This is a genomic window from Arthrobacter sp. YD4, from assembly GCF_030410515.1.
Taxonomy (GTDB): Bacteria; Actinomycetota; Actinomycetes; order Actinomycetales; family Micrococcaceae; genus Arthrobacter.
Window position 1 is genome coordinate 226958 of record NZ_JAUHHD010000005.1, and the last position, 20952, is coordinate 247909.

General features: G+C 69.1%; 18 protein-coding genes and 1 pseudogene. 12 read left to right on the top strand and 7 right to left on the bottom strand.

The window, feature by feature from the left end; translation table 11 throughout:
- Positions 1 to 180 precede the first annotated feature (180 nt).
- The 4 genes from QWJ39_RS13990 to QWJ39_RS14005 form a co-directional block, all read right to left on the bottom strand.
- Positions 181 to 1506 carry an adenylate/guanylate cyclase domain-containing protein gene (locus QWJ39_RS13990; RefSeq protein WP_290258458.1) on the bottom strand — a complete coding sequence of 442 codons (1326 nt, stop codon included), beginning with the start codon at positions 1504 to 1506 and terminating at the stop codon, positions 181 to 183.
- The gene (locus QWJ39_RS13995; RefSeq protein WP_290258459.1) at positions 1496 to 2092 is read right to left on the bottom strand and encodes a PH domain-containing protein; all 597 of its coding nucleotides are present in this window, start codon (positions 2090 to 2092) and stop codon (positions 1496 to 1498) included. Before QWJ39_RS13995 ends, QWJ39_RS13990 begins: the two co-directional genes overlap by 11 nt.
- On the bottom strand, positions 2085 to 2993 hold the full coding sequence (locus QWJ39_RS14000) for a biotin--[acetyl-CoA-carboxylase] ligase (RefSeq protein WP_290258460.1): 909 nt from the start codon (positions 2991 to 2993) through the stop codon (positions 2085 to 2087). Before QWJ39_RS14000 ends, QWJ39_RS13995 begins: the two co-directional genes overlap by 8 nt.
- A gap of 72 nt (positions 2994 to 3065) precedes the next feature.
- Positions 3066 to 3968, bottom strand: coding sequence for an NAD(P)-dependent oxidoreductase (locus tag QWJ39_RS14005; RefSeq protein ID WP_290258461.1), 903 nt, complete (start codon positions 3966 to 3968; stop codon positions 3066 to 3068).
- Positions 3969 to 4224: 256 nt separating this feature from the next.
- Here QWJ39_RS14005 and QWJ39_RS14010 point away from each other — a divergent pair, with 256 nt between their 5' ends.
- Genes QWJ39_RS14010 through QWJ39_RS14020 form a run of 3 tightly spaced genes read left to right on the top strand, consistent with a single transcriptional unit; the run spans position 4225 to position 7789 of the window.
- A complete protein-coding gene (locus QWJ39_RS14010) occupies positions 4225 to 5808 on the top strand; it encodes an acyl-CoA carboxylase subunit beta (protein ID WP_290258462.1) in 1584 nt (527 codons plus the stop codon).
- Entirely contained in the window at positions 5805 to 6038 is a 234-nt protein-coding gene (locus tag QWJ39_RS14015) for an acyl-CoA carboxylase subunit epsilon (protein WP_290258463.1), read from the top strand. The genes QWJ39_RS14010 and QWJ39_RS14015 overlap by 4 nt, the downstream gene beginning before the upstream one ends.
- Positions 6039 to 6088: 50 nt before the next feature.
- Positions 6089 to 7789, top strand: coding sequence for a DUF885 domain-containing protein (locus tag QWJ39_RS14020; protein ID WP_290258464.1), 1701 nt, complete (start codon positions 6089 to 6091; stop codon positions 7787 to 7789).
- Between the two features lie 38 nt (positions 7790 to 7827).
- Here the strand turns inward: QWJ39_RS14020 and QWJ39_RS14025 are convergent, their stop codons facing one another.
- Positions 7828 to 8187, bottom strand: coding sequence for a VOC family protein (locus tag QWJ39_RS14025; RefSeq protein ID WP_290258465.1), 360 nt, complete (start codon positions 8185 to 8187; stop codon positions 7828 to 7830).
- Between the two features lie 183 nt (positions 8188 to 8370).
- Between QWJ39_RS14025 and QWJ39_RS14030 the strand changes: the two genes are divergently transcribed.
- Positions 8371 to 9828: a dicarboxylate/amino acid:cation symporter gene (locus tag QWJ39_RS14030; RefSeq protein ID WP_290258467.1), complete on the top strand. Its 1458-nt coding sequence runs from the start codon at positions 8371 to 8373 to the stop codon at positions 9826 to 9828.
- Positions 9829 to 9918: 90 nt separating this feature from the next.
- Here QWJ39_RS14030 and QWJ39_RS14035 read toward each other — a convergent pair whose 3' ends face one another.
- Positions 9919 to 10491: a hypothetical protein gene (locus tag QWJ39_RS14035; protein ID WP_290258468.1), complete on the bottom strand. Its 573-nt coding sequence runs from the start codon at positions 10489 to 10491 to the stop codon at positions 9919 to 9921.
- Positions 10492 to 10670: 179 nt separating this feature from the next.
- On the opposite strand from QWJ39_RS14035, the gene QWJ39_RS14040 reads away from it, so the two are divergent.
- The 5 genes and pseudogenes from QWJ39_RS14040 (at position 10671) to QWJ39_RS14060 (ending at position 15532) form a co-directional block, all read left to right on the top strand.
- Positions 10671 to 11045 carry a YbjQ family protein gene (locus QWJ39_RS14040; protein ID WP_290258469.1) on the top strand — a complete coding sequence of 125 codons (375 nt, stop codon included), beginning with the start codon at positions 10671 to 10673 and terminating at the stop codon, positions 11043 to 11045.
- A gap of 38 nt (positions 11046 to 11083) precedes the next feature.
- Positions 11084 to 11785: pseudogene (locus QWJ39_RS14045) on the top strand (TetR/AcrR family transcriptional regulator).
- A 1-nt stretch (position 11786) separates the two neighbouring features.
- Entirely contained in the window at positions 11787 to 14327 is a 2541-nt protein-coding gene (locus QWJ39_RS14050; protein ID WP_290258470.1) for an MMPL family transporter, read from the top strand.
- A 195-nt stretch (positions 14328 to 14522) separates the two neighbouring features.
- Entirely contained in the window at positions 14523 to 14936 is a 414-nt protein-coding gene (locus QWJ39_RS14055) for a VOC family protein (protein ID WP_290258471.1), read from the top strand.
- A gap of 41 nt (positions 14937 to 14977) precedes the next feature.
- Positions 14978 to 15532 carry a GNAT family N-acetyltransferase gene (locus tag QWJ39_RS14060; protein ID WP_290258472.1) on the top strand — a complete coding sequence of 185 codons (555 nt, stop codon included), beginning with the start codon at positions 14978 to 14980 and terminating at the stop codon, positions 15530 to 15532.
- A gap of 114 nt (positions 15533 to 15646) precedes the next feature.
- Here QWJ39_RS14060 and QWJ39_RS14065 read toward each other — a convergent pair whose 3' ends face one another.
- Complete coding sequence (locus QWJ39_RS14065; protein WP_290258473.1) at positions 15647 to 17170, bottom strand: HNH endonuclease signature motif containing protein; 1524 nt, start codon at positions 17168 to 17170, stop codon at positions 15647 to 15649.
- Between the two features lie 243 nt (positions 17171 to 17413).
- Between QWJ39_RS14065 and QWJ39_RS14070 the strand changes: the two genes are divergently transcribed.
- The 3 genes from QWJ39_RS14070 to QWJ39_RS14080 all read left to right on the top strand — a co-directional run bounded on the left by QWJ39_RS14070 (position 17414) and on the right by QWJ39_RS14080 (position 20822).
- On the top strand, positions 17414 to 18091 hold the full coding sequence (locus QWJ39_RS14070; RefSeq protein WP_290258474.1) for a nucleoside triphosphate pyrophosphatase: 678 nt from the start codon (positions 17414 to 17416) through the stop codon (positions 18089 to 18091).
- Between the two features lie 133 nt (positions 18092 to 18224).
- Positions 18225 to 20057, top strand: a complete 1833-nt coding sequence (locus QWJ39_RS14075; protein ID WP_290258582.1) for a biotin carboxylase N-terminal domain-containing protein — start codon at positions 18225 to 18227, stop codon at positions 20055 to 20057.
- A 33-nt stretch (positions 20058 to 20090) separates the two neighbouring features.
- The gene (locus QWJ39_RS14080) at positions 20091 to 20822 is read left to right on the top strand and encodes a glutamine amidotransferase (RefSeq protein WP_290258475.1); all 732 of its coding nucleotides are present in this window, start codon (positions 20091 to 20093) and stop codon (positions 20820 to 20822) included.
- Positions 20823 to 20952 lie beyond the last annotated feature (130 nt).

Below are 20952 nucleotides of genomic sequence, written 5' to 3' on the forward strand. Positions count from 1 at the left end.
GCGGCATTGGGTTCCGGGCGGATGCCCCGGGCAGGGCTCTACGCCCCGCGACAGCCTACCGAACGGCCCGCGGCGGCGCGATGGGGAGCTCTGCCCGCCGGCGGCTCCCCCAGCGGGCTCCGGCCCGGCTGGGCCTCCACGACTATGACATAAGACCGGCGACTTTAGAAACCCCGGGACTTAGTCCAGAACCAGGCCCTTGCCCTGTCCGCGCTGCAGTTCCACCGGCAGGATCTCGCCGAAACCACGGACGTTTTCGGCTTCCCGGGGCAGCAGGACGAAGCGCTCGTCGTGCTCCAGGGCGGCGGCGGTCATGGAGTCCACCAGCACGGTGCCGGGGTCCGCGAGCGCGGTCAGCCGGGCCGCCAGGTTGACGGTGGGCCCGTAGATGTCGCCGAGCCTGGAGAGGATGCGGCCCCAGACCATCGCCACCCTGGCCTGGGGAAGGATCTCGTCGTCATTGAAGGCCTGTGAGAGGGCCAGGGAGATCTCCGCGCCCGCGGCGGGGGTCTCGGCAATATAGAGGACTTCGTCGCCCACGGTCTTGACCAGGCGGCCGCCACCCACGGAGATGATCTCCGCGCACTTGTTTTCGAACCGCTGCACCAGCTGGGCCAGGGTCTTCTCGTTCATCCGGCGCGAGAGGCTGGTGTAGGAGACCAGGTCGGCGAAGCCGACGGCGCGGGCCAGGGGCAGGGGTGCGTCGTCCTCGTCGCCCTCGCGGCCCTCCTCGCTGGAGGCCAGTCCGGCCTCGGCGCGGACGGCCAGGCGCTGTACACCCGCGTTGAGCTGCCGGCGCCAGGAGTAGACGAGCACCTCCTCGAGGGCGTCCACCAGGGCGGGCAGCTGGCCGACCAGCTGCTTGCGGGCGACGGCGTCGCTGACGCCCTGCTGGTGGACCATGTCCTCGACCAGGGCCTCGATCTGCCAGACCACCATGCGGTCCGTCATCTGGCCGATGGCGCGGGTGACGGAGATGGCCGCTTCCTCGGTGAGTGTGCCGGTGCGGACCAGGCCCACCACGGTGTTTAGGGCAGTCAGGTCCGCCTCGGTGAAGGCCACGTCCTCGTCACCGAGGTTCGGGAAGCCGAGGGCGCGCCACAGCTTCCGGGCCGAGAGCAGGGACAGTCCGGCCCCGGCAGCCACCTCGCGGCGGCGGAGCTTGCGTTCGCCGCCGAGCAGCCGCTGTTCGAGGGCCTTGATGGCCAGCCGTTCGGGCGACATGGCGCCGGTGGCGGGGTGGGCGGCGACGGCCTGGGCGCGGGCCGAGGTCACCGCGGCGTCCGCATCGGCGTCGGCCGGGCCGGAACCGGCATCGGCGGCGTCGTCGGTCAGGGTTTCGGGATCGATCGTGCCGCCGGCAGCGCCACCGGGGGCGCCGTCGTCGTCGCCGGCCGTGTCCAGCACCGCGGCCTCCAGGGCGGCGGCGTCGACGACGGCGTCGGGCACGTCGGAGGGCTCGGGCGCCAGGAGTCCGGTGTCCGGCTGCGCGTTCTCAGCGGTCATCTCGTCCACCTTCCCTCGTCTCCCATGGCCATTCGTCGGAGCCGTCCTCCGTACCGCCGTCGTTCATCACTTCGCCCTCCGGAAGTTCTTCCATCGCCTCGAGGATGAAGCGCCGGAAGGTCATGACTTCCGGGACGTCGGGAATCACCGTGTTCGCGGGGTACCCGGTGTCCAAGGATATATTCCCGGACCGCAGGCTCCGTTGAAGCAACGACTGATCGACAAACACATTACGGACTGCGACAAGCGGAACCTGCTGGTCACGGCGGCGGAGCATGCCGTTGCGGGCCACCAGGCGCCGGCTGGTGAGGATGTATCGGCTGCCCTGCCAGGCCACCAGCCGGGGCAGCCCGTAGGAGAGCACGGCCCACCCCGCGACGACCAGGCACACCCCGGTCAGCCAGGGCGTCCATTCGGCGGTCACCAGCGGCAGCAGCTTGCCCGGTCCGCCCTTGGTAATCCAGGCGCAGGCATAGGCGGTAAGGGCCGCGATGACGATCAGGAGCAGTGCCGGGCCGATCAGGGTCCGGGGCTGCGGGCGGGTGGTCACGATGACCTGCTCGCCCGGGAACAGCTCTTTACGCATAGTCGCTTTCGGTGCCGGGCGGGCTCCAAGGGCGCAGGTGGACGACGTCGCCGGCGGTCACCACGTGCTCGCGGCCGTGCTCGTCGACCACCAGCAGCGAGCCGTACTCGTCCAGCCGGCTGGCGTGGCCGATGATCTCGTGGTCGCCGGGCAGCTGCGCCCGGACCTGCTTGCCGAGGGTGGTGAGCACGTGCTCCACCCGCTTGTGCAGGGCGGGGCCGCCGGCCAGGCCCGCGGCGGGGTCGCCGTCGGCGTTGCAGAAGCCGCGGTACAGCGTGCAGAAGCGCGACAGGTAGCTCTTGAGCAGCTCGGTCCGGTCCACGGTGCGGGGGTTCTCCAGCAGTACGGACGTGGCGGTGGGTACCGGCAGCTCCGCGTCGGTCAGTGTGACGTTCAGGCCGGTGCCGAGGATCACCGGCGGGACGGCGCCGTCCCCCATGGGGCCCAGCTGGGCGAGGATGCCGGCGATCTTCTTCCCGCGCACCAGCACGTCGTTGGGCCACTTGAGCTCGGCCGGGATCCCGGCGGTTTCCAGCAGGGCCTCGCGCAGCGCCAGCGCTCCCAGCAGCGAGAGCCAGGAGTAGGAGTCGGTGGGCAGCGGCCGGCCGTCGGCGTTGACCGGGCGGAGCACGATCGAGACGGAGACCGAGCTGCGGGCGGGGGCCTCCCAGTGCCGGTCCAGCCGGCCGCGGGCCGCGCTCTGGTGTTCGGCGGTCAGTACAGTTAGGTCCGGATACGACGCCGGGTCCACGGTGACGCCGCGCAGCAGGTCCGCATTGGTGGAGCCGGTGGAGTCGACCACACTCACCCCGGCGAGCCCGTTCCCGGCCAGGAAGGCAGGATCGGTCAGGGCCGCCCGGTCCAGCGGCGGACGGTCAGGGTTTCGCTGCTCGGCTTCCATGCTTGAATCCTACCGAGTTGCGGCCTCCCCGGCGCCGGTGACAGCCCGTCACCGGCGGCATGGTCGGGGAACTCAGAGGAAAATGTCAGGAACCAGCTGATCTTCCGGGGCGCCCATGCTGTAGGGGGTGAAGTCCGTGACGCCGGCGGCCTTGAGGACCTGCTCGTCGGTGTAGAAGTTTCCACTCCAGCTACCCGATTCGGGGATGGCGTTGCCCGCGGTGAGGATGGCGTGCGCGGCGTCGGCCATGATCTCCGGGCCGCGGGCGCCGCGGACGATGCGGTCCCCGCCGGGCATGTTGCGGATGGCGGCGGTGTCCACCAGCGTGCAGGGCCAAAGCGAGTTGACGCTGATGCCGTCCACCTTGAGCTCCTCGGCCAGGCCCAGGGTGGTCAGACTCATGCCGTACTTGGCCATGGTGTACGCCAGGTGCAGGCCGGCCCACTTGGGGTCCAGGTTCAGCGGCGGCGAGAGGGTTAGGATCTGGCCGGCCTCGGACTCGCGCAGTGCCGGCAGGGACAGCTTGCTCAGCAGGAACGTGCCGCGGACGTTGATGTCCTGCATCAGGTCGTAGCGCTTCATGTCCACGGCGTCGGTCTTGGACAGGTCGATCGCGGAGGCATTGTTGATGACGATGTCGATCCCGCCGAACCGCTCCACCGTGGACGTCACGGCGCCCTCGACGTCGGCGTCGTTGCGCACGTCCCCCACCAGCGGCAGGGCCCGCCCGCCGGCCGCCTCGATCTGCTCGGCGGCGGTGTAGACAGTGCCCTCCAGCTTGGCGTGCGGCTGGCCGGTCTTGGCCAGCAGGGCGATGTTGGCCCCGTCCCGGGCAGCGCGCAGGGCGATGGCCAGGCCAATGCCGCGGCTGCCGCCGGACATCAGGATGGTGCGGCCGGCCAGGGACCCGGTAGCCCGGTAGGGGCCCGGCTGCTGGGCGGCGGAGGTGTCCAAAGCGTCATTGCTGGAAGTCATGGCACTACCCTAACCGATGTTACCCGCCAGTAACATCCCCTTTTTCCCGGGTGCCGTACAGCCCCACCCGCCGCGGATTCGGTCGAAAATTGTAGGGTTTCTACAGCGGCAAGCTCGAATACCGTTACTAGACTTGCCACAACGGCCCTGCTTTTGTGTGGATTCACCTAAACGGCGAATTCCCCGCACGGGCCCGGGCCAGCGCCCACGACCGACAGAGAACGTCAGCACAGAACAACAGAGCCGGAGACACCTGATGAGCCACGATCTGACCACGACTGCGGGAAAGATTGCCGATTTCCGCGACCGCCAGGCCCGTGCCGAGCAGCCCTCCGGCCCCGAAGCCATCGCCAAGCAGCACGCCCGCGGCAAGAACACCGCCCGCGAGCGCATCGACCTGCTGCTCGACGCCGGCTCCTTCGTCGAGTTCGACGCCCTGGCCGTGCACCGCTCCACCGCGTTCGGCATGGAGAAGAAGAAGCCCCTCGGCGACGGCCTAGTCTCCGGCTACGGCACCGTCGATGGCCGGCCGGTCGCCGTCTACAGCCAGGACTTCTCCGTCTACGGCGGGTCCCTCAGCCAGGTCAACGGCGAGAAGATCGTCAAGGTCCAGGAGTTCGCGCTGCGCAACGGCTGCCCCGTGGTCGGCATCCTCGACGGCGGCGGCGCCCGCATCCAGGAGGGCGTCGCCTCGCTGGCCATGTTCGCGGACATCTTCCGCAACAACGTCCACGCCTCCGGCGTCGTCCCGCAGATCTCTCTCATCATGGGCCCCTCCGCCGGCGGCGCGGCCTACTCCCCCGCCCTGACCGACTACGTGGTCATGGTGGACAAGACCTCGCACATGTTCATTACCGGCCCCGACGTGATCAAGACCGTCACCGGCGAGGACGTGGACATGGAGACCCTGGGCGGCGCCCGCCAGCACAACGCCAACACCGGCACCTCCACCTACCTGGCCGCCGACGAGGCCGACGCCGTCGAGTTCGTCCGCGAACTGCTGGACTTCCTGCCCTCGAACAACCTGGCCGAGGCCCCCGTGCTGGAGCACGCGCAGGAACTCGAGCTCGACGACGAGGACCTCGTCCTGGATGCACTCATCCCGGACTCGGCCAACCAGCCGTACGACATGCGCAAGGTGATCGAGCAGATCGTCGACGACGCGCACTTCCTGGAGATGCAGTCCCTCTACGCGCCGAACGTCATCATCGGCTACGGCCGGGTCGAGGGCCACACCGTGGGCGTCGTGGCCAACCAGCCGATGCAGTTCGCCGGCACCCTGGACATCGCCGCCTCGGAGAAGGCCGCCCGCTTCGTCCGGCACTGCGACGCCTTCAACATCCCGATCATCACCCTGGTGGATGTGCCCGGCTTCCTGCCCGGCAAGGACCAGGAGTTCCAGGGCATCATCCGCCGCGGCGCCAAGCTGCTCTACGCCTACGCCGAGGCCACCGTGCCGAAGCTGACCGTCATCACCCGCAAGGCCTACGGCGGAGCGTACATCGTGATGGGCTCCAAGAAGCTGGGCGCGGACCTGAACCTCGCCTGGCCCACAGCGCAGATCGGCGTCATGGGCGCCCAGGGCGCCGTCAACATCCTGTACCGCCGCGACCTGGCGGCCGTGGCGGAGGCCGGCGGCGACGTCGAGGCCAAGCGCGCCGAGGTCATCCGGCAGTACGAGGAGGAGCTCCTCAACCCGTACCAGGCTGCCGAGCTTGGCTACGTCGACGCCGTGATCGCCCCGTCGGAGACCCGGCTGCAGATCATCAAGGGCCTGCGGGCGCTGCGGGACAAGCGCGCCAGCCTGCCGGCCAAGAAGCACGGGAACATCCCGCTGTGACCGCCGCTCCAGACCCCGCAGCCGCGCCGGCGGAGCAGCCCCTGCTGGCCGTCGTCAAGGGCGATCCCACCGCGGAGGAACTCGCCGCGCTTACCGCCGTCGTCCTGTCCCTGGGCAGCGGCGCGCCGGCGGAGGCGAAGCAGCCCAGCGCCCGTCACTGGATCCGCCGGCAGCAGCTGCAGCTGGCCCCCAAGCCCGGCCCGGGCTCGTGGAAACGCAGCCGCGGCTAAAAGTTCAGTAACCCTTTCATAACTGCGCGGGCCGGGCTAGTGTCGGTCGGGTGACTATCGAAACCAACACCCCCGCCGCCGGCACGCCGGCCCGCCCGCAGACCCGGATCGACGCCGTCGCCGACGCGTACACGGACACCCTGATCCGGCTCAACCCGAGCTTCGCCACCGAACTGGGCCTGCCCGGCCACGAGACCGAGTACCCGGACTTCTCCCCCGCCGGCCATGACGCGTTCGCCGCCGCGGCCCGCGAGGCGCTGGACGCCCTGGACGGGCTGGAGCCGGAGGACGACGTCGACGCCGTCACCCTGGACGCGATGCGCGAGCGCCTGGGCCTGGAGCTGGAAATCCACGAGTCGGGCTGGGGCCTGGCCGAGTTGAACAACATCGAATCCCCGGCCCAGCAGATCCGGGCCATCTTCGACCTGATGCCCACGGCCACCACCACGGACTGGGACCACATCGCCGGCCGCGCGCACAACATCGGCGGCGCCATCGACGGCTACATCGAATCCCTCCGCGCGGCCAAGGCCGACGGCAAGGTCTCCGCCGCCCGCCAGGTGCGGATCGTCATCGAGCAGACCACCAAGTACGCCGCCGAGGACGGCTTCTTCGCCAAGCTCGCCGCCGGCGCCCGCACCGGTGACGGCCCGCTTCCGGCAGAACTGCAGTCGGACCTCGACGCCGGCGCCGCGGACGCCCGCGTCGCCTACTCCCGCCTGGCCGGGTTCCTCGAATCCGAGCTGTTGCCGGTCGCCCCGGACAAGGACGCCGTGGGCCGCGAACGCTATGCCCTGGCCTCCCGCCAGTTCCTCGGCGCCGCCGTGGACCTTGAGGAAACCTACGCCTGGGGCGTGCAGGAACTGGACCGGCTGATCGCCGAGCAGGTGCGCGTCGCGGACCAGATCCGCCCCGGCGCCACCATCGAAGAGGCCAAGGAGATCCTGAACAACGACCCGGCGCGCCAGCTCAAGGGCACCGACGCGCTCCAGGCCTGGATGCAGGAACTCTCGGACAAAGCCGTGGCGGACCTCGCCGGCGTGCACTTCGAGATCCCGGACATCATGAAGACCCTGGAATGCCGGATCGCCCCCACCGACGAGGGCGGCATCTACTACACCGGCCCGTCCGAGGACTTCAGCCGCCCCGGCCGCATGTGGTGGTCCGTACCCGCCGGCGAGGACACCTTCACCACGTGGGCCGAGACCACCACCGTGTTCCACGAGGGCGTCCCGGGCCACCACCTGCAGGTTGCCACCGCCGTCTACCGCCGCGAGCTGCTGAACAAGTGGCGCCGCAGCGTCTGCTGGACCTCAGGTCACGGCGAGGGCTGGGCGCTGTACGCCGAGAAGCTGATGCAGGAACTGGGCTACCTCAAAGATCCGGGTGACCACATGGGCATGCTGGACATGCAGCGGATGCGCGCGGCCCGCGTGGTCTTCGACATCGGCGTGCACCTGGAGCTCGAGGTCCCCGAGCGCTGGGGCAGCGGCACCTGGACCTCGGAGAAGGGCTTCGAGTTCCTCAAGGCCAACCTGCCGATAAGCGAGGGCCAGCTGAAGTTCGAGTTCACCCGCTACCTGGGCTGGCCGGGCCAGGCCCCGTCCTACAAGGTTGGCCAGCGGCTCTGGGAGCAGATCCGGGCCGAGCTGGAGTCCCGCCCCGGCTTCGACCTCAAGGCGTTCCACACCAAGGCGCTGAACATGGGCTCGGTGGGGCTGGACACGCTGAAGCGGGCGCTGCTGGGCTAGTTTTTCGGGGCTGGCTTTTCGGGGCTAGCCTCTCGGGGCTAGCTCAGGCAGAGGCAGAAGGGGTGGCCGGCCGGGTCCAGGAAGACCCGGAAGGTCTCCCCCGGCTGGTGCTCGTGCCGGGTCGCGCCAAGCTCCAGCACCGCCGCCTCGGCCGCGTCGAGGTCGTCAACGGTCAGGTCCAGGTGCATCTGCTGCGGCATTTCCTGGCCCGGCCACTGCGGCGGGACGAAGGATTCCACTTTCTGGAAATTGATCGAGTCGCCGTACTCGGCGCGGATGGAGGTCCACCCCTCGTCGTCCTGCTCGATGGTCCAGTCGAGCAGGGCGCCGTAAAACCGCGCCAGGGCCCGGGGGTCGGGGCAGTCGAGGACGACGGCGGGAAAGCGTGCGATAGCCATGGCGCCACTCTAGGGCGCATCCTACCGAGAGACAATCACCACACTCCGGGCCGGAATAACTTCACAATGGGGCAGTCTTTCGGCGTCGTTGCAGGGTTTTTCGAAGCACAACGCAAAATCTGCCGCGTAACATTTCTCAACATTGGTTCGTCGTGGTAAAGGCCGTGGTCCTAGCGTATTCGGGTGACCACTCAGACAAGTACCCCCGCAACCGCAGGCAAGCCCGGTTTTCGGCTGCCACGCTGGGCCGGCTCGTTCGGCTTCCAGATCATCGCCGCGCTGATCGTTGGCCTGGGGCTCGGCCTGCTCGCGAAGTACACGGGCAGCACCAAGACGGCCCCGAACGCCCTCGGCGCCACACTGCAGACCATCGGCTCGAGCTACGTCTCGCTGCTGCAGACGGCCGTCGTCCCGCTGATCTTCACCGCCGTCGTCAGCTCCATCTCCAACCTCCGCGCCGTCTCCAACGCTGCGCGGCTGGCTTGGAACACGCTGCTCTGGTTCGCGATCACCTCGCTGATCGCGGTCCTGATCGGCATGGGCTTGGGCGTCCTGCTGCAGCCCGGCGCCGGCACCGGCATCACCCAGGAAGCCAAGTACACCGGCAAGTCCGGCGACTGGTGGGCGTTCCTGATCGGCCTCTTCCCGAAGAACTTTCTGGGCCTGGGCGCCAGCACCACCGTCGCCGACGGCACTGCCACGACGGCCGTGAGCTTCAACGTCCTCCAGATCCTGGTGATCGCGATCGCCGTCGGCATCGCCGCGCTCAAGGTGGGCAAGGCCGCCGAGCCGTTCCTGAACCTCAACGCCTCCGCCCTGGCCGTCATCCAGAAGGTCCTCTGGTGGATCATCCGGATCGCCCCGCTGGGTACCGTCGGCCTGATCGGCAACGCCGTCGCCGTCTACGGCTGGGACACCATCGGCTCGCTCGGCAAGTTCGCCGTCGCGATCTACGCCGGCCTGGTGCTGGTCCTGTTCGTGGTCTACCCGGTCCTGATCCGCAGCCACGGCCTGTCCATCAAGCAGTACTTCTCCGGCGTGTGGCCGGCCGTGCAGCTGGCCTTCGTCTCGCGCTCCTCGGTGGGCACCCTGCCGCTGACCCAGCGCGTCACCGAACGGTCCCTGGGCGTCCCCCGCGCCTACGCCTCCTTCGCCGTGCCGCTGGGCGCCACCACCAAGATGGACGGCTGCGCCGCGATCTACCCGGCCGTGTCCGCGATCTTCGTGGCCCAGTTCTTCGGCATCCAGCTGGACTTCAGCCAGTACCTGCTGATCGCACTGGTCTCCGTCCTGGGATCCGCCGCGACCGCCGGCACCACCGGCGCCGTCGTGATGCTGACCCTGACGCTCTCCACCCTGGGCCTGCCGCTGGCCGGCGTCGGCCTCCTGCTGGCGATCGACCCGATCCTCGACATGGGCCGCACCGCGGTCAACGTCGCCGGCCAGGCGCTGGTCCCCACGATCGTCGCGAAGCGCCAGGGCATCCTGGACGAGGCGCTCTACAACGCCCCGCGCAACGGTGACCCGTTCGCCGACGACGACGCCGAATCCGAGGGCTCCGACCCGACCGCCGCGGCCATCAGCCGCGAGGCCGACGCCGACGAGTTCGAGGGCGGGCGCCTGGTGGGCAGCAAGGCCTGACCTACCCGCCACAAGTAAAGGTCCCCGGGAGATACGTCTCCCGGGGACCTTTCCGTTTAATCCCGCCTCATCGGCGTCGTTTCTTTTCGGTCAGCGTCCGCCGCCGCCGATGACGCCCTTCTCGACGGCCTTGGTGACGGCATCCGCCTCGGCCTGGGTGAGGGTGCCGCTGCTGACGGCCTTGTCCAGCTTCGTCTTCAGCGCGGCCGCGTGCTTGGCCTGGGCCTCGGACTTCAATTCATCCAGCGCCGCGGTGACCTTGGCTTCGTCGATTCCCAGCGAGGAGGCCAGCGACTTGGCCAGCTCCGCCTCCATGGCGGCGCGGTCCGGCTTGGTGCCCTCGGCCGGCGGCGTGGACGGCTTGTGCGCGTCACGGAAGGCCTTCAGGGCATCGACCACCTTGGTCTTGTCCACGCCCAGCTTGGTGGCGAGTTCCGCGGCCTTGACGGCCGCCATGCCTTCGCGGTCGCCGCGGCCGTGGCCGCCGCGCATCCCGTCGCCGTCGCCCTTGGCGATGCTACCGTCGGCGGGCGCGCTGGAGCTGGCGCTCGGGCTGGGGGCGGGAGTGGTGGTGGCGGAAGCCATCCCGGCCACCCCGAGGCCTGCGCCCAGGGCCAGGGCGGTGGCCGAGACGCCGAGCGTGATTCTCTTGGTACGTGACATGCGATGTCTCCTGGTCTGCCGTCAGCGACGGCGGTGTCAGTCCTACGGTGTGCGGCGGCCCGGAAACCACGGTGGTCGACGGACCGGCCGCTCTTCCAGTGTGCCCCGTCCGTTTCTGCGTGGGCTGTCGGGAACCTTTTAGCTTCCTGTGAATGCTGATGACTGGTTAGGCTCAGGGCATGCTGATCGTCACCACCAACGACATCCCCGGCCACCGCATCGACGCCGTCTTCGGGGAGGTCATGGGCCTTACCGTCCGCTCGCGCGACGTCGGCGCCCAGGTGGTGGCGGGCTTCCGGTCGCTGGCGGGCGGGGAACTGCGCGAACTGACCGATGTGCTCTACGAGAGCCGGCAGGAGGTCATGGCCCGGATGGTGTCCGAGGCGGCCCAGCGCGGGGCCAACGCGATCGTGGCGATGCGCTTCGACACCGCCCACATGGCCAACAACTGGTCCGAAATCTGCGCCTACGGCACGGCGGTCTACGCGATTCCGCTGACCAGCGGCGAGCCGGGCGCCACCGGACAGTCGATCCAGCTCACCTCACCGTCATAAAGTTGCCCGGAGTGCAAAGATGCACTTAGTGTAATTCCATGCCCTCCTCCGCGACCGTTCCCGGCGCCCCCGCGGCCGCACCCTCCCGGCGTGAACTGAACAAGGCCGCCACCCGTCAGGCCATCATCGACGCCGCCCTCGGGCTCCTGCGCGCCAACGGCCCGGGCAACTTCACGGTCGAGGAAATCGCCGACGCCGCCGGGATCTCCCGCCGCACCTTCTTCAACTACTTCGGCAGCACCGACGCCGTCATCGCGTAGGTGACGCATGGCTTCCTGGACACCGCGCTCCAGCAGTTCCGGCTGCGCCCGGTCAGCGAACCCATCCTGGAGGCGGCCCGGGCCTCGCTCATGGCCCTGGCGGATCCGATGACCATCGCCCCCCTGGCCGAGCTGTACACCCTGGGCCAATCCAATCCGCAGCTGAACCGCTCCGAGCTGGAGGCCTGGGACCACTGCACGGCCGAGATCATCGAGGCCGCCCGGTCCCGCTTCACCGGCCCGGCCGGGGCGCTCGACGAGCTCTACCTGCGGGCGCTGGCCGGCTCGGTCATCGCCTGCGGCAAGGCCGCCATGGATCTCTGGTTCGACCGCTGCCACGGCGACCTCTCCCCCGCCTCGCTGTCCACCCTCCGCCAGCTCCTCATCGACTCCATGAGCCTGCTGGGCTCCGGATTCGCTTCCCCGGCGGCCGCCCCGGCCGCCCCTTCCACCGCCACCCCTTCCCCAGATCGGCTCTGACATGGCACTCCTGCTGTACCGCCTCGGCAAGTTCTCCTACCGCCACCGCTGGCTGGTCATTTCGCTGTGGCTCGCCGTCATGGTGGCCGTCGGCGGGGCCGCCGCCGCCTTCCACGGCACCCTCAGCAACAACTTCCAGATTCCGGGCACCGAGACCCAGCAGATGGCGGACAAGCTCAAGAAGGACCTGCCGTCGTCCTCCGGCGGGTCCGCCACGGTGGTCTTCGAGGCCAACGACGCCCAGTTCAGCCAGGCCGGCAAGGACGCGGTGTCCGCCGCCCTGTCTAAGCTCAAGACCATTCCCGACGTGCAGGGAACCGTGGATCCCTTCGCCACCCAGGCCCAGCTGGACAAGGCCGGTACCGACCTGGCCGCCGGCGAGCAGCAGGCCGCGGCCGGCAAGGCGCAGCTGGACAAGTCCGCTGCCGACCTCGCCGCCGGCAAGGCCAAGCTGGACGCCGCCGAGGTCCAGCTAAGGGCCGCCGGCCTGCCGGATGCCGCCATCGAAGCCCAGCTCGGCCAGCAGAAGGCGGCCCTCGCAGCCGGGCAGGCGAAGCTCGACGCGGGCACCAAAGACCTGGCCGCCGGCGACGCCAAGCTCGCGCTCGGAAAACGCCAGCTGGAGGCCTCCAAGGGTCTCCGGTTTGTCTCCGAGGACGGCAAGGCCGCGATCGCCCAGGTGCAGTTCAAGACCTCGATCAACGGCCTGAAGCCGGAGGTCCGGCAGCAGGTTCAGGACATCGTCAACGAGGTCTCCGCCGCCAATGTCACCGCCCTGCCCAGCAAGGAAATCAGCGAGGACATCTCGGAACTCTTCGGCACCGCGGAGGTCATCGGCATCGCCGTCGCCGCTCTGGTCCTGATCGTCATGCTCGGCACCCTGGTGGCCGCCGGCCTGCCGCTGCTGATGGCAATCGTGGGTGTGGCCGTCGGCGTCGGCGGTACCTTCGCGCTCAGCGGCGCCGTGGACATGAGCTCCATCTCGCCGATGCTGGCCCTGATGCTGGGGCTCGCCGTCGGCATCGACTACTCGCTCTTCATCGTCAACCGGCACCGCGGCCAGCTGCTCTCCGGCATGGACACGGAGGAGTCCGTGGCACTCGCCACCGGCACCTCCGGCAACGCAGTGATGTTCGCCGGGCTGACCGTCATCATCGCCCTGGCCGCCCTGGTGGTGCCCGGGCTGCCGTTCCTGGCCGTGATGGGCCTCTCCGCCGCCGCCACGGTGGCTGTCGCCGTCGTCGTCGCCCTGACGCTGACCCCGGCCATCCTGTCGCTGGTGGGCCGGAAGCTGATCTCGAAGCGGGCCTGGGCCAAGGCCGAACGGCACAACGCCGACCCCGGCCACGACTCGGAGGACCGGGAGCGGGACGAGTACCGCGGCAGCCACGGCTGGGGCGGCGTCGTCACCAATCACCCGTGGCTGGCGCTCCTGGCCGGCGTGATCCTGCTGGGCGTCGTGGCGCTGCCGGCCAGCCAGCTGCGGCTCGCCCTGCCGGATGCCAGCTCCGAACCGGTGGCCTCCACCGCGTTCAAGGCCTACGACGTCACCAAGCGCAGCTTCGGCGAGGGCATGACCGGTCCGATCATCGTGGTGGGCGACCTCCCCGAGGGCCTGGACGCGGCCACCGCGCAGGCCGAGCAGTTCGACGTCGCCGACATCCTGCGCAAGACCGACAACGTGGCCGCCGCCGTGCCGCTGGCCCTCAGTGAGGACCGCCGGACCGCCGTGTTCCAGGTGCTGCCGAAGGAGGGTCCGGCCAGCGCCAGCACCGTCCAGGTGGTGGCCGACCTGCGGGCCGAGAAGGGCCAGATCAAGGACCAGACCGGGGTGTCCATCGGCCTGACCGGCCAGACCGCGGGCAACGTGGACGTCTCCACCAAGCTGGGCGACGCGCTGCCGCCGTACCTGGCGATCGTGGTGGGGCTCTCGCTGATCCTGCTGCTGCTGGTGTTCCGCTCCGTAGTGGTTCCGCTGCTGGCCACCGGCGGCTTCCTACTCTCGCTCGCGGCGGCGTTCGGCGCCGTGGTGGCCGTGTACCAGTGGGGCTGGCTGGGGTCCGTGTTCGGTGTGGAGAATCCGGGCGCGGTGCTGAGCTTCCTGCCCATCATCCTGATCGGCGTGCTGTTCGGCCTGGCGATGGATTACCAGGTGTTCATTACCTCCGGCATGCGTGAGGCCTACATGCACGGCGAGACCGCCAAGCACGCGGTCCGGTCCGGCTTCAGCCACGCGGCCGCCGTGGTGACCGCCGCCGCGATCATCATGGTGAGTGTGTTCTCCGGCTTCATCTTCTCGCACCTGAACATGGTCCGGCCGCTGGGCTTCGCAATGGCGTTCGGCGTGCTGGTGGACGCGTTCGTGGTGCGCATGACGATCGTCCCGGCGGTCATGTACCTGCTGGGCAGCAAGGCGTGGTGGCTGCCGCGCTGGCTGGACCGGATTCTCCCGGACGTCGACGTCGAAGGCGCCAAGCTGCGCAAGGCCGACGCCGACGGCGAGGCCGCCGAGTCCGAGCCCGCCGGGGTCGCCGTGCGCTAAGGGTTGCTTCCGCGCCTTCACGGGTTGCGCGCCGAACCCGTCGCGGCACGCCCGCGCTGCACTCCCCTAGACGCCGCCCGTCGATCCTTGATCGGCGGGCGGTGGTCGTTTGGGTGGGTTCTTCGAATGCGCACCTTTACAAGCTCCCGGGCGCTCCATGTGGAATACTCGGCCCGACGCCGACGAAGGAGTTCCGTGCCTGACCTGCAACCGTATGAGTCTGTTCCTGCCCGCACTGTCCTGGGCTTTGGTCTCCACCACGTGCAGTTGGCTCTGCCGGCGGGTGGCGAAGAGGAGTGCCGGGAGTTTTATGTAGGCGTCCTGGGCATGACGGAGGTGCAGAAACCACCGGCGCTGGCCGCCCGGGGTGGCCTGTGGGTCAGGGCTGACAACCTTGAGATCCATCTTGGGGTCGAGGAGGACTTCCGCCCGCAGAAGAAAGCTCATCCTGGAATTCTGGTAGCGGACATCGATGCCCTCGCTCAGCGGGTTCAGGAGCACGGCCTCGATGTCGAGTGGGATGACAATTTCCCCGGCATGCGGCGGTTCTATCTGCAGGACAACAATGGAAACCGCCTTGAGTTTCTGTCTCCGCAACGCGCCGGCTAAGAGGCGTCCGATGCCGCCATCTCTCGACAGCTGCGGCGACGATGCGTGAGGGGATCCATGTCCTTCGCCATGCAGACCTGACGGTTGCTGACGTCGACGCTTTACAGAAGCTCTTCGACGGTGAATACCTGAAGGACTTCGGCCCGTGGACTCCCAACGCACCCTACGGTTATTCGCCAGCCGACACCCATGTGTTGGCGTTCCGCGGCCGGGACCTGGCCGCTCATGTGGGCTTTCAACGTCGACGAATTGCCGTCGGGATGCGCGAGGTCGTGGTGGCCGGCACCGGTGGCGTGCTCGTCGACGACGGCTCTCGCGGGACGGGCCTCGGCGGCCTGGTGATGCGCCGTGCCCAACAGGCCATGCGCACAGAACGGGACATCGAGTTTGGCTTCCTCGGTTGCCGGCCGGAGGTGGTGCCGTTCTATGAGAAAGCAGGTTGGGTGCAGGTTCACGCGACGGAACGCTGCATCTCACGGCTGGATCAAAAATCCGTCGTCCAAACGGAAGGTGGCCCCATTCTCATCTGCTCTGGACTCCGCGAGACGAGCGAATGGCCAGAGGGCGACATCGACCTTCGGGGTACGCCTTGGTGACTTGCCAGACTCCTACGACCGACTAGTACTCAAGCCCACCGGGCCGGTCGCCGCAGACTCTCCGCGCCCTCCACATCTCCTACGCGGACGGTCACGATTTCTCATGCTGAGCGGTCACACGGCTCCATCCAACGAACCGTCGGGCGCGTGAACACTCGGCACACGCGGGACGAGTGCCGCGACCGGTTTCATCCGTTTCCGACGGGCTGTCCGACTCTTCGAAAGCGCTTGGAGCCGGTAACTAGTCTCAACTTCCGACCGGGCGTGGGAGACATCTATCGTCAACCATCGATCCCCCACCCCTGCTGGCTCCGCCTCTCCGGACGTCACGGAATGACCCGGGAGGGGCGGTGAGACTGAGAGATAGGTGTGACCCGTGGGACTGGTGAGTTCCAAGGTGTGGCGCCGGCTGTCCGGACCGGCCCGCTTACCCGGTTCAGCCGTTCTGGTCGATTCTGTCCGCCGGGCGGAACCTGTCCCAGTGACCGTTCGGGCGGTCCAGCCGGGGGTTTCTTTGGTGTGGTTGCAGGCTTCGCAGAGTCCGGCGCCGTTGGTGGCTGTGGTTTGTCCGCCGCGGTGCCAGGGGACAATGTGATCCAGGTGCCGGATGGGTGCGTCGCAGTAGGGGGTGCGGCAGGTGTTGTCGCGGGTTTCGATGAACCGGCGCAGCCCTGCGGGGAAGAGCCGGGCCCGGGAGTCCATGCCGGTCAGTTCGCCGGTGCCGGGGGCGGTGTAGAGCCGGCGGAGCCAGGTTGTGAACTCTGCGTTGTCGCCTTTGCCGGCCACGAGTTTCCTGGCCCACCCGGCCGGGACGATGCCGTAGCCGGCGAGCCTGGCGGGTTCACTGTCCCCGGCGAGGAGGGCGCGGTCGGTCATGACGAGTTGGACTTCGATGCCGGTGATCCCGCCCGGTGTCCCGGTGACTCGCTCAACGAGGGCGTCGGCCATGAGTTGGCTGCGGGTGCGTGGGTCTCCGGTGGAGCGGGCGGTGTCGGCGTGCCGGGTCAGGGCGGCGTAGGCGGCGACTCCGGCGGCGACGGGGAGCAGTGCGGTGAGGTAGCACATGGTGTCCGGGGCCGGTCGGAGACTGACACTGCGTTCGGTTTCGGCGTGGGCTGCCCGTTGGGTGACGGATCTCGGGTCGTGCCGGTAGGCGGCGGCCTTGGCGGCGGAGATGATGGCACGGTCGCCGACGCCGTCGAAGGTCCCGGTGTCGGCGGCGAGTTCCTCATCCACCGCGGCACGGTCAGCAGAGTCGAGGAAGGCGGTTTCGCGGACCAGCAGGGTGGCGCGCCATTCGTTCAGGCGCCCGGTGTCGAGGGCGGCCAGGGTGCGCGGCATCTCCGTCACCAACGCCCGGGCCAGACCCAGCAGCCGTGAGCCTTTGGCCGGGGATTCCCGCCGCGCCAACGCAACCTCCGCCCCCACCCCGGCACCGAGCTGGTCCGCGGGCAAGCCAAGAGCGGCCTGGTCCCGCCGCCGCACCAGGTCCAGCGACACGGCCAACCTCGCCTGCCGGGCAGTGATCGCCGACTTCCGGTCCTCCAGCGCACGGAGCTCATCGATGATCGCCGCCGCGTCCCCCGCCACCGGGACCGCGCCGACTGAATCCTCGAAAAGCTTCCGACTGCCTTCCATAAGCCAATTCAATCGGAGGGGTCTGACAATATAAGGCCGCCCCCGCCATAACGTCGCACCTCTGCCGCCGGGGCCGAGACCTGACGACGGCCATGCGGGCACGCGGCCGGAAGCCGTTTTTGGCGGCGCATCGTCGTCGTCCGCTGTACTTCGATGCGCGGCGGCCGCCCCGACCAAGCCCGCACCCCACCGGATACCCACCGAACCCGCCACACTGTCAGCCCGAGGAACTACGCTGGTTCCGTGACCCGCCTGATCCTCGCCTCCCAGTCCCCCGCCCGCACCAAGCTGCTCAGCAACGCCGGCATCGCGCACACCGTTCTCGTCTCCGACGTCGATGAGGACGCCGTCCAGGCCCGCTACGGCGTAACCGACCCGCACGACACCGCCCTCCTCCTGGCCCGCGCCAAGGCCGAGGCGGTCGCGTCGCTCCCCGAGGCGGAGGGCGCCCTGGTGATCGGTTGCGATTCGGTCTTCGAATTCGACGGCGAAGCCCACGGCAAGCCCTACACCCCCGAGGTCGCCAAGGAACGCATGCTCCGGATGAGCGGCAGTATGGGCATCCTGCACACCGGCCACTGGCTGGTCGACTGCCGGGACACGGACGAAGCGGACGACGACGGCGGCACCGGTTCCGGTGCGACGCTCGGTTCCGTCGCCTCGGCCGAGGTGCACTTCATGGAGATGAGCGAGGCGGAGATCGACACCTACATCGCCACCGAAGAGCCGCTCCTCTGCGCCGGATCGTTCACCATCGACGGCTACGGCGGGGCGTTCATCCGCAAGGTCGACGGCGACCCGCACACCGTCGTCGGCCTCTCCATCTCCACCCTCCGCGGCCTCCTGACCCAGGCGGGAGTCAACGTCACACAGCTGTGGACCTCCGGCGCCGCGAATCCCGCCGAGGTCCGCGCCGAGTGAGGCAATTCGCCCGGCCTTGTAGGAACCCCACAAAGGAATAGCGGTTTACGCGCGGGATCCGCAAGGAATCTCGGCGGAACCCACAAAACCGCGCTAGGCTCCGTGAAGGAAAGAAGGAGACGCCTTGTCAGCTATTTCGGAGCAGTCCGTCCAGTCCGCGCCCGCCTCAACCCAGCCAGGTACCCGTCGCCTGAGCAAGGTGCTGATCGCCAACCGCGGCGAGATCGCGGTGCGCATCATCCGCGCCGCCCGTGACGAAGGCCTGGCCTCGGTGGCCGTCTACGCCGATCCGGACCGCGACGCGCTGCACGTCAAGCTCGCCGACGAGGCCTACGCTCTCGGCGGCAACACCGCGGCCGAGTCCTACCTGGTCATGGACAAGCTGATCGAGGTGGCCCTGCGCTCCGGCGCCGACGCCGTCCACCCCGGCTACGGCTTCCTGGCCGAGAACGCCGAATTCGCCGCCAAGGTCATCGCCGCCGGCATCACCTGGATCGGCCCCTCCCCCGAGGCTATCTCCGCCCTCGGCGATAAGGTCCAGGCCCGCCACATCGCCGAAAAGGTCGGCGCGCCCCAGGTTCCCGGCACCGCCGACCCCGTCAGCTCCGCCGAGGAAATCCTCGAATTTGTCGACAACTTCGGCCTCCCGGTCGCCATCAAGGCGGCCTTCGGCGGCGGCGGCCGCGGCATCAAGGTCGCCCGCACACGCGAGGAGATCCCCGAACTGTTCGAATCCGCCGTCCGCGAGGCCACCGCAGCCTTCGGCCGCGGCGAATGCTTCATCGAACGGTTCCTCGACGCTCCCCGCCACGTCGAAACCCAGTGCCTGGCCGACGCGCACGGCAACGTCGTCGTCGTCTCCACCCGTGACTGTTCACTGCAGCGCCGCAACCAGAAACTGGTCGAAGAGGCCCCCGCACCGTTCCTCACCGACGAGCAGAACCAGCGCCTCTACGAATCCTCCAAAGCCATCCTTAAAGAGGCCGGCTACCTCGGCGCGGGCACCTGCGAATTCCTGGTCGGCCAGGATGGCACCATCTCCTTCCTCGAGGTCAACACCCGCCTTCAGGTGGAGCACTGCGTCTCCGAGGAAGTCACCGGCATCGACCTGGTCCGCGAACAGTTCCGGCTGGCCCGCGGCGAGGAGCTCGGCTACGGCGATCCCGAGGTCCGCGGCCACTCGATCGAATTCCGCATCACCGGCGAGGACCCGGGCCGGAACTTCATGCCCGCCCCCGGCACCATCACCGCCCTGAAGAGCCCCACCGGCCCCGGCGTCCGGATCGACTCCGGCGTGGAGCAGGGCGACGTCATCAGCGGCAACTTCGACTCCATGCTCTCCAAGCTGGTCATCACCGGCGCCACCCGCGAGCAGGCCCTGCAGCGCTCCCGCCGCGCCCTCGAGGAGATGGTGGTCGAGGGAATCCCCACCGTCATCCCGTTCGATCTGGCCGTCGTCAGCAACCCCGACTTCGCCCCGGCGGACGGCCCGTTCAAGGTCCACACCCGCTGGATCGAGACAGCGTTCGTCAACGACATCCCCGCCTGGACCCCGGGCGGCGCCACCGCCGAGGCGGCCGACGCCGGCGAACGCCAGCGCGTCGTCGTCGAGGTCGGCGGCAAGCGGATGGAAGTCGTCCTGCCGGCATCGCTCGGAACCGTCAGCGGCGGCGGCAAGCCCGCCAAGGCCAAGAAGCGCTCCCGCAGCGCCGCCGGTCCCGCCGCGGCAGCCGGCGGCAACGCCCTGACCTCCCCCATGCAGGGCACCATCGTCAAGGTGGCCGTCGCCGAGGGTGAGCGCGTCGCCGAGGGCGATCTTGTGGTGGTGCTGGAAGCCATGAAGATGGAGCAGCCGCTGACCGCGCACCGCGCCGGCATCGTCATCGGCCTGTCCGCCTCCGCCGGAGAGACTGTCTCCGCCGGTGCCGTGATCGCCATGATCGAGGATGGCGAGGGCGCCGAATAGCGGCCGCGTCGGCGGCGGTGCAGACTTAGGTCTGTGAAGCCCTTCCTGCTGCTCGCCTCCCGCGCGGAGGACGCCGCCGCCGACGACGAATATCTCGCCTACCTGCGCTACACCGGTCTGGCCGAGTCCGGGCTGCATCGGATCCGGATGGAGGCCGCGCCCCTGCCGCCACTGGACCTGGAGCGGTACTCGGGCGTGATTGTCGGCGGCAGCCCGTTCACCTCCAGCGACCCCGCTGAGGACAAAACCGACGTCCAGCACCGGGTGGAGCGTGAGCTGTTCGCCCTGCTGGACCGTATCGTGGCCGAGGACTTCCCCTTCCTGGGCGCCTGCTACGGCGTCGGCACCCTGGGCCTGCACCAGGGCGCCGTCATCGACCGGACCTATGGCGAGGGCCTGGGCGGAGTGACCGTCAGCCAGACCGACGCGGGCCGGAAGGACCCGCTGCTGCGCGGGCTGCCGGAATCATTCACGGCGTTCGTCGGGCACAAGGAGGCCTGCACCGTGCTGCCCGGCGGCGCGGTGCTGCTGGCCAGCTCAGAGACCTGCCCGGTGCAGATGTTCCGGATTCGGTCCAACCTCTATGCCACACAGTTCCACCCGGAGCTCGATGCCGACGGCCTCACCACCCGGATCGACATCTACCGGCACGCCGGCTACTTCCCTCCGGAATCCGCCGAGGAACTCATGGCCCAGGCCCGAAGCCACAACGTGACCGAGCCGATGGCCATCCTGCGCAACTTCGTGGAGCGGTACGCGCGCTAGCCCGCAAGGAGAGCCGCCGCCGTCGTACGCTCCTCCCCGGTTACCGCCCACCGCACCCTCCCCGGACACGGAAATGCCCGGCGTGTCGGGTGCGCACGCCGGGCATTTGCCGCAGTAACCGGGGAGGAGC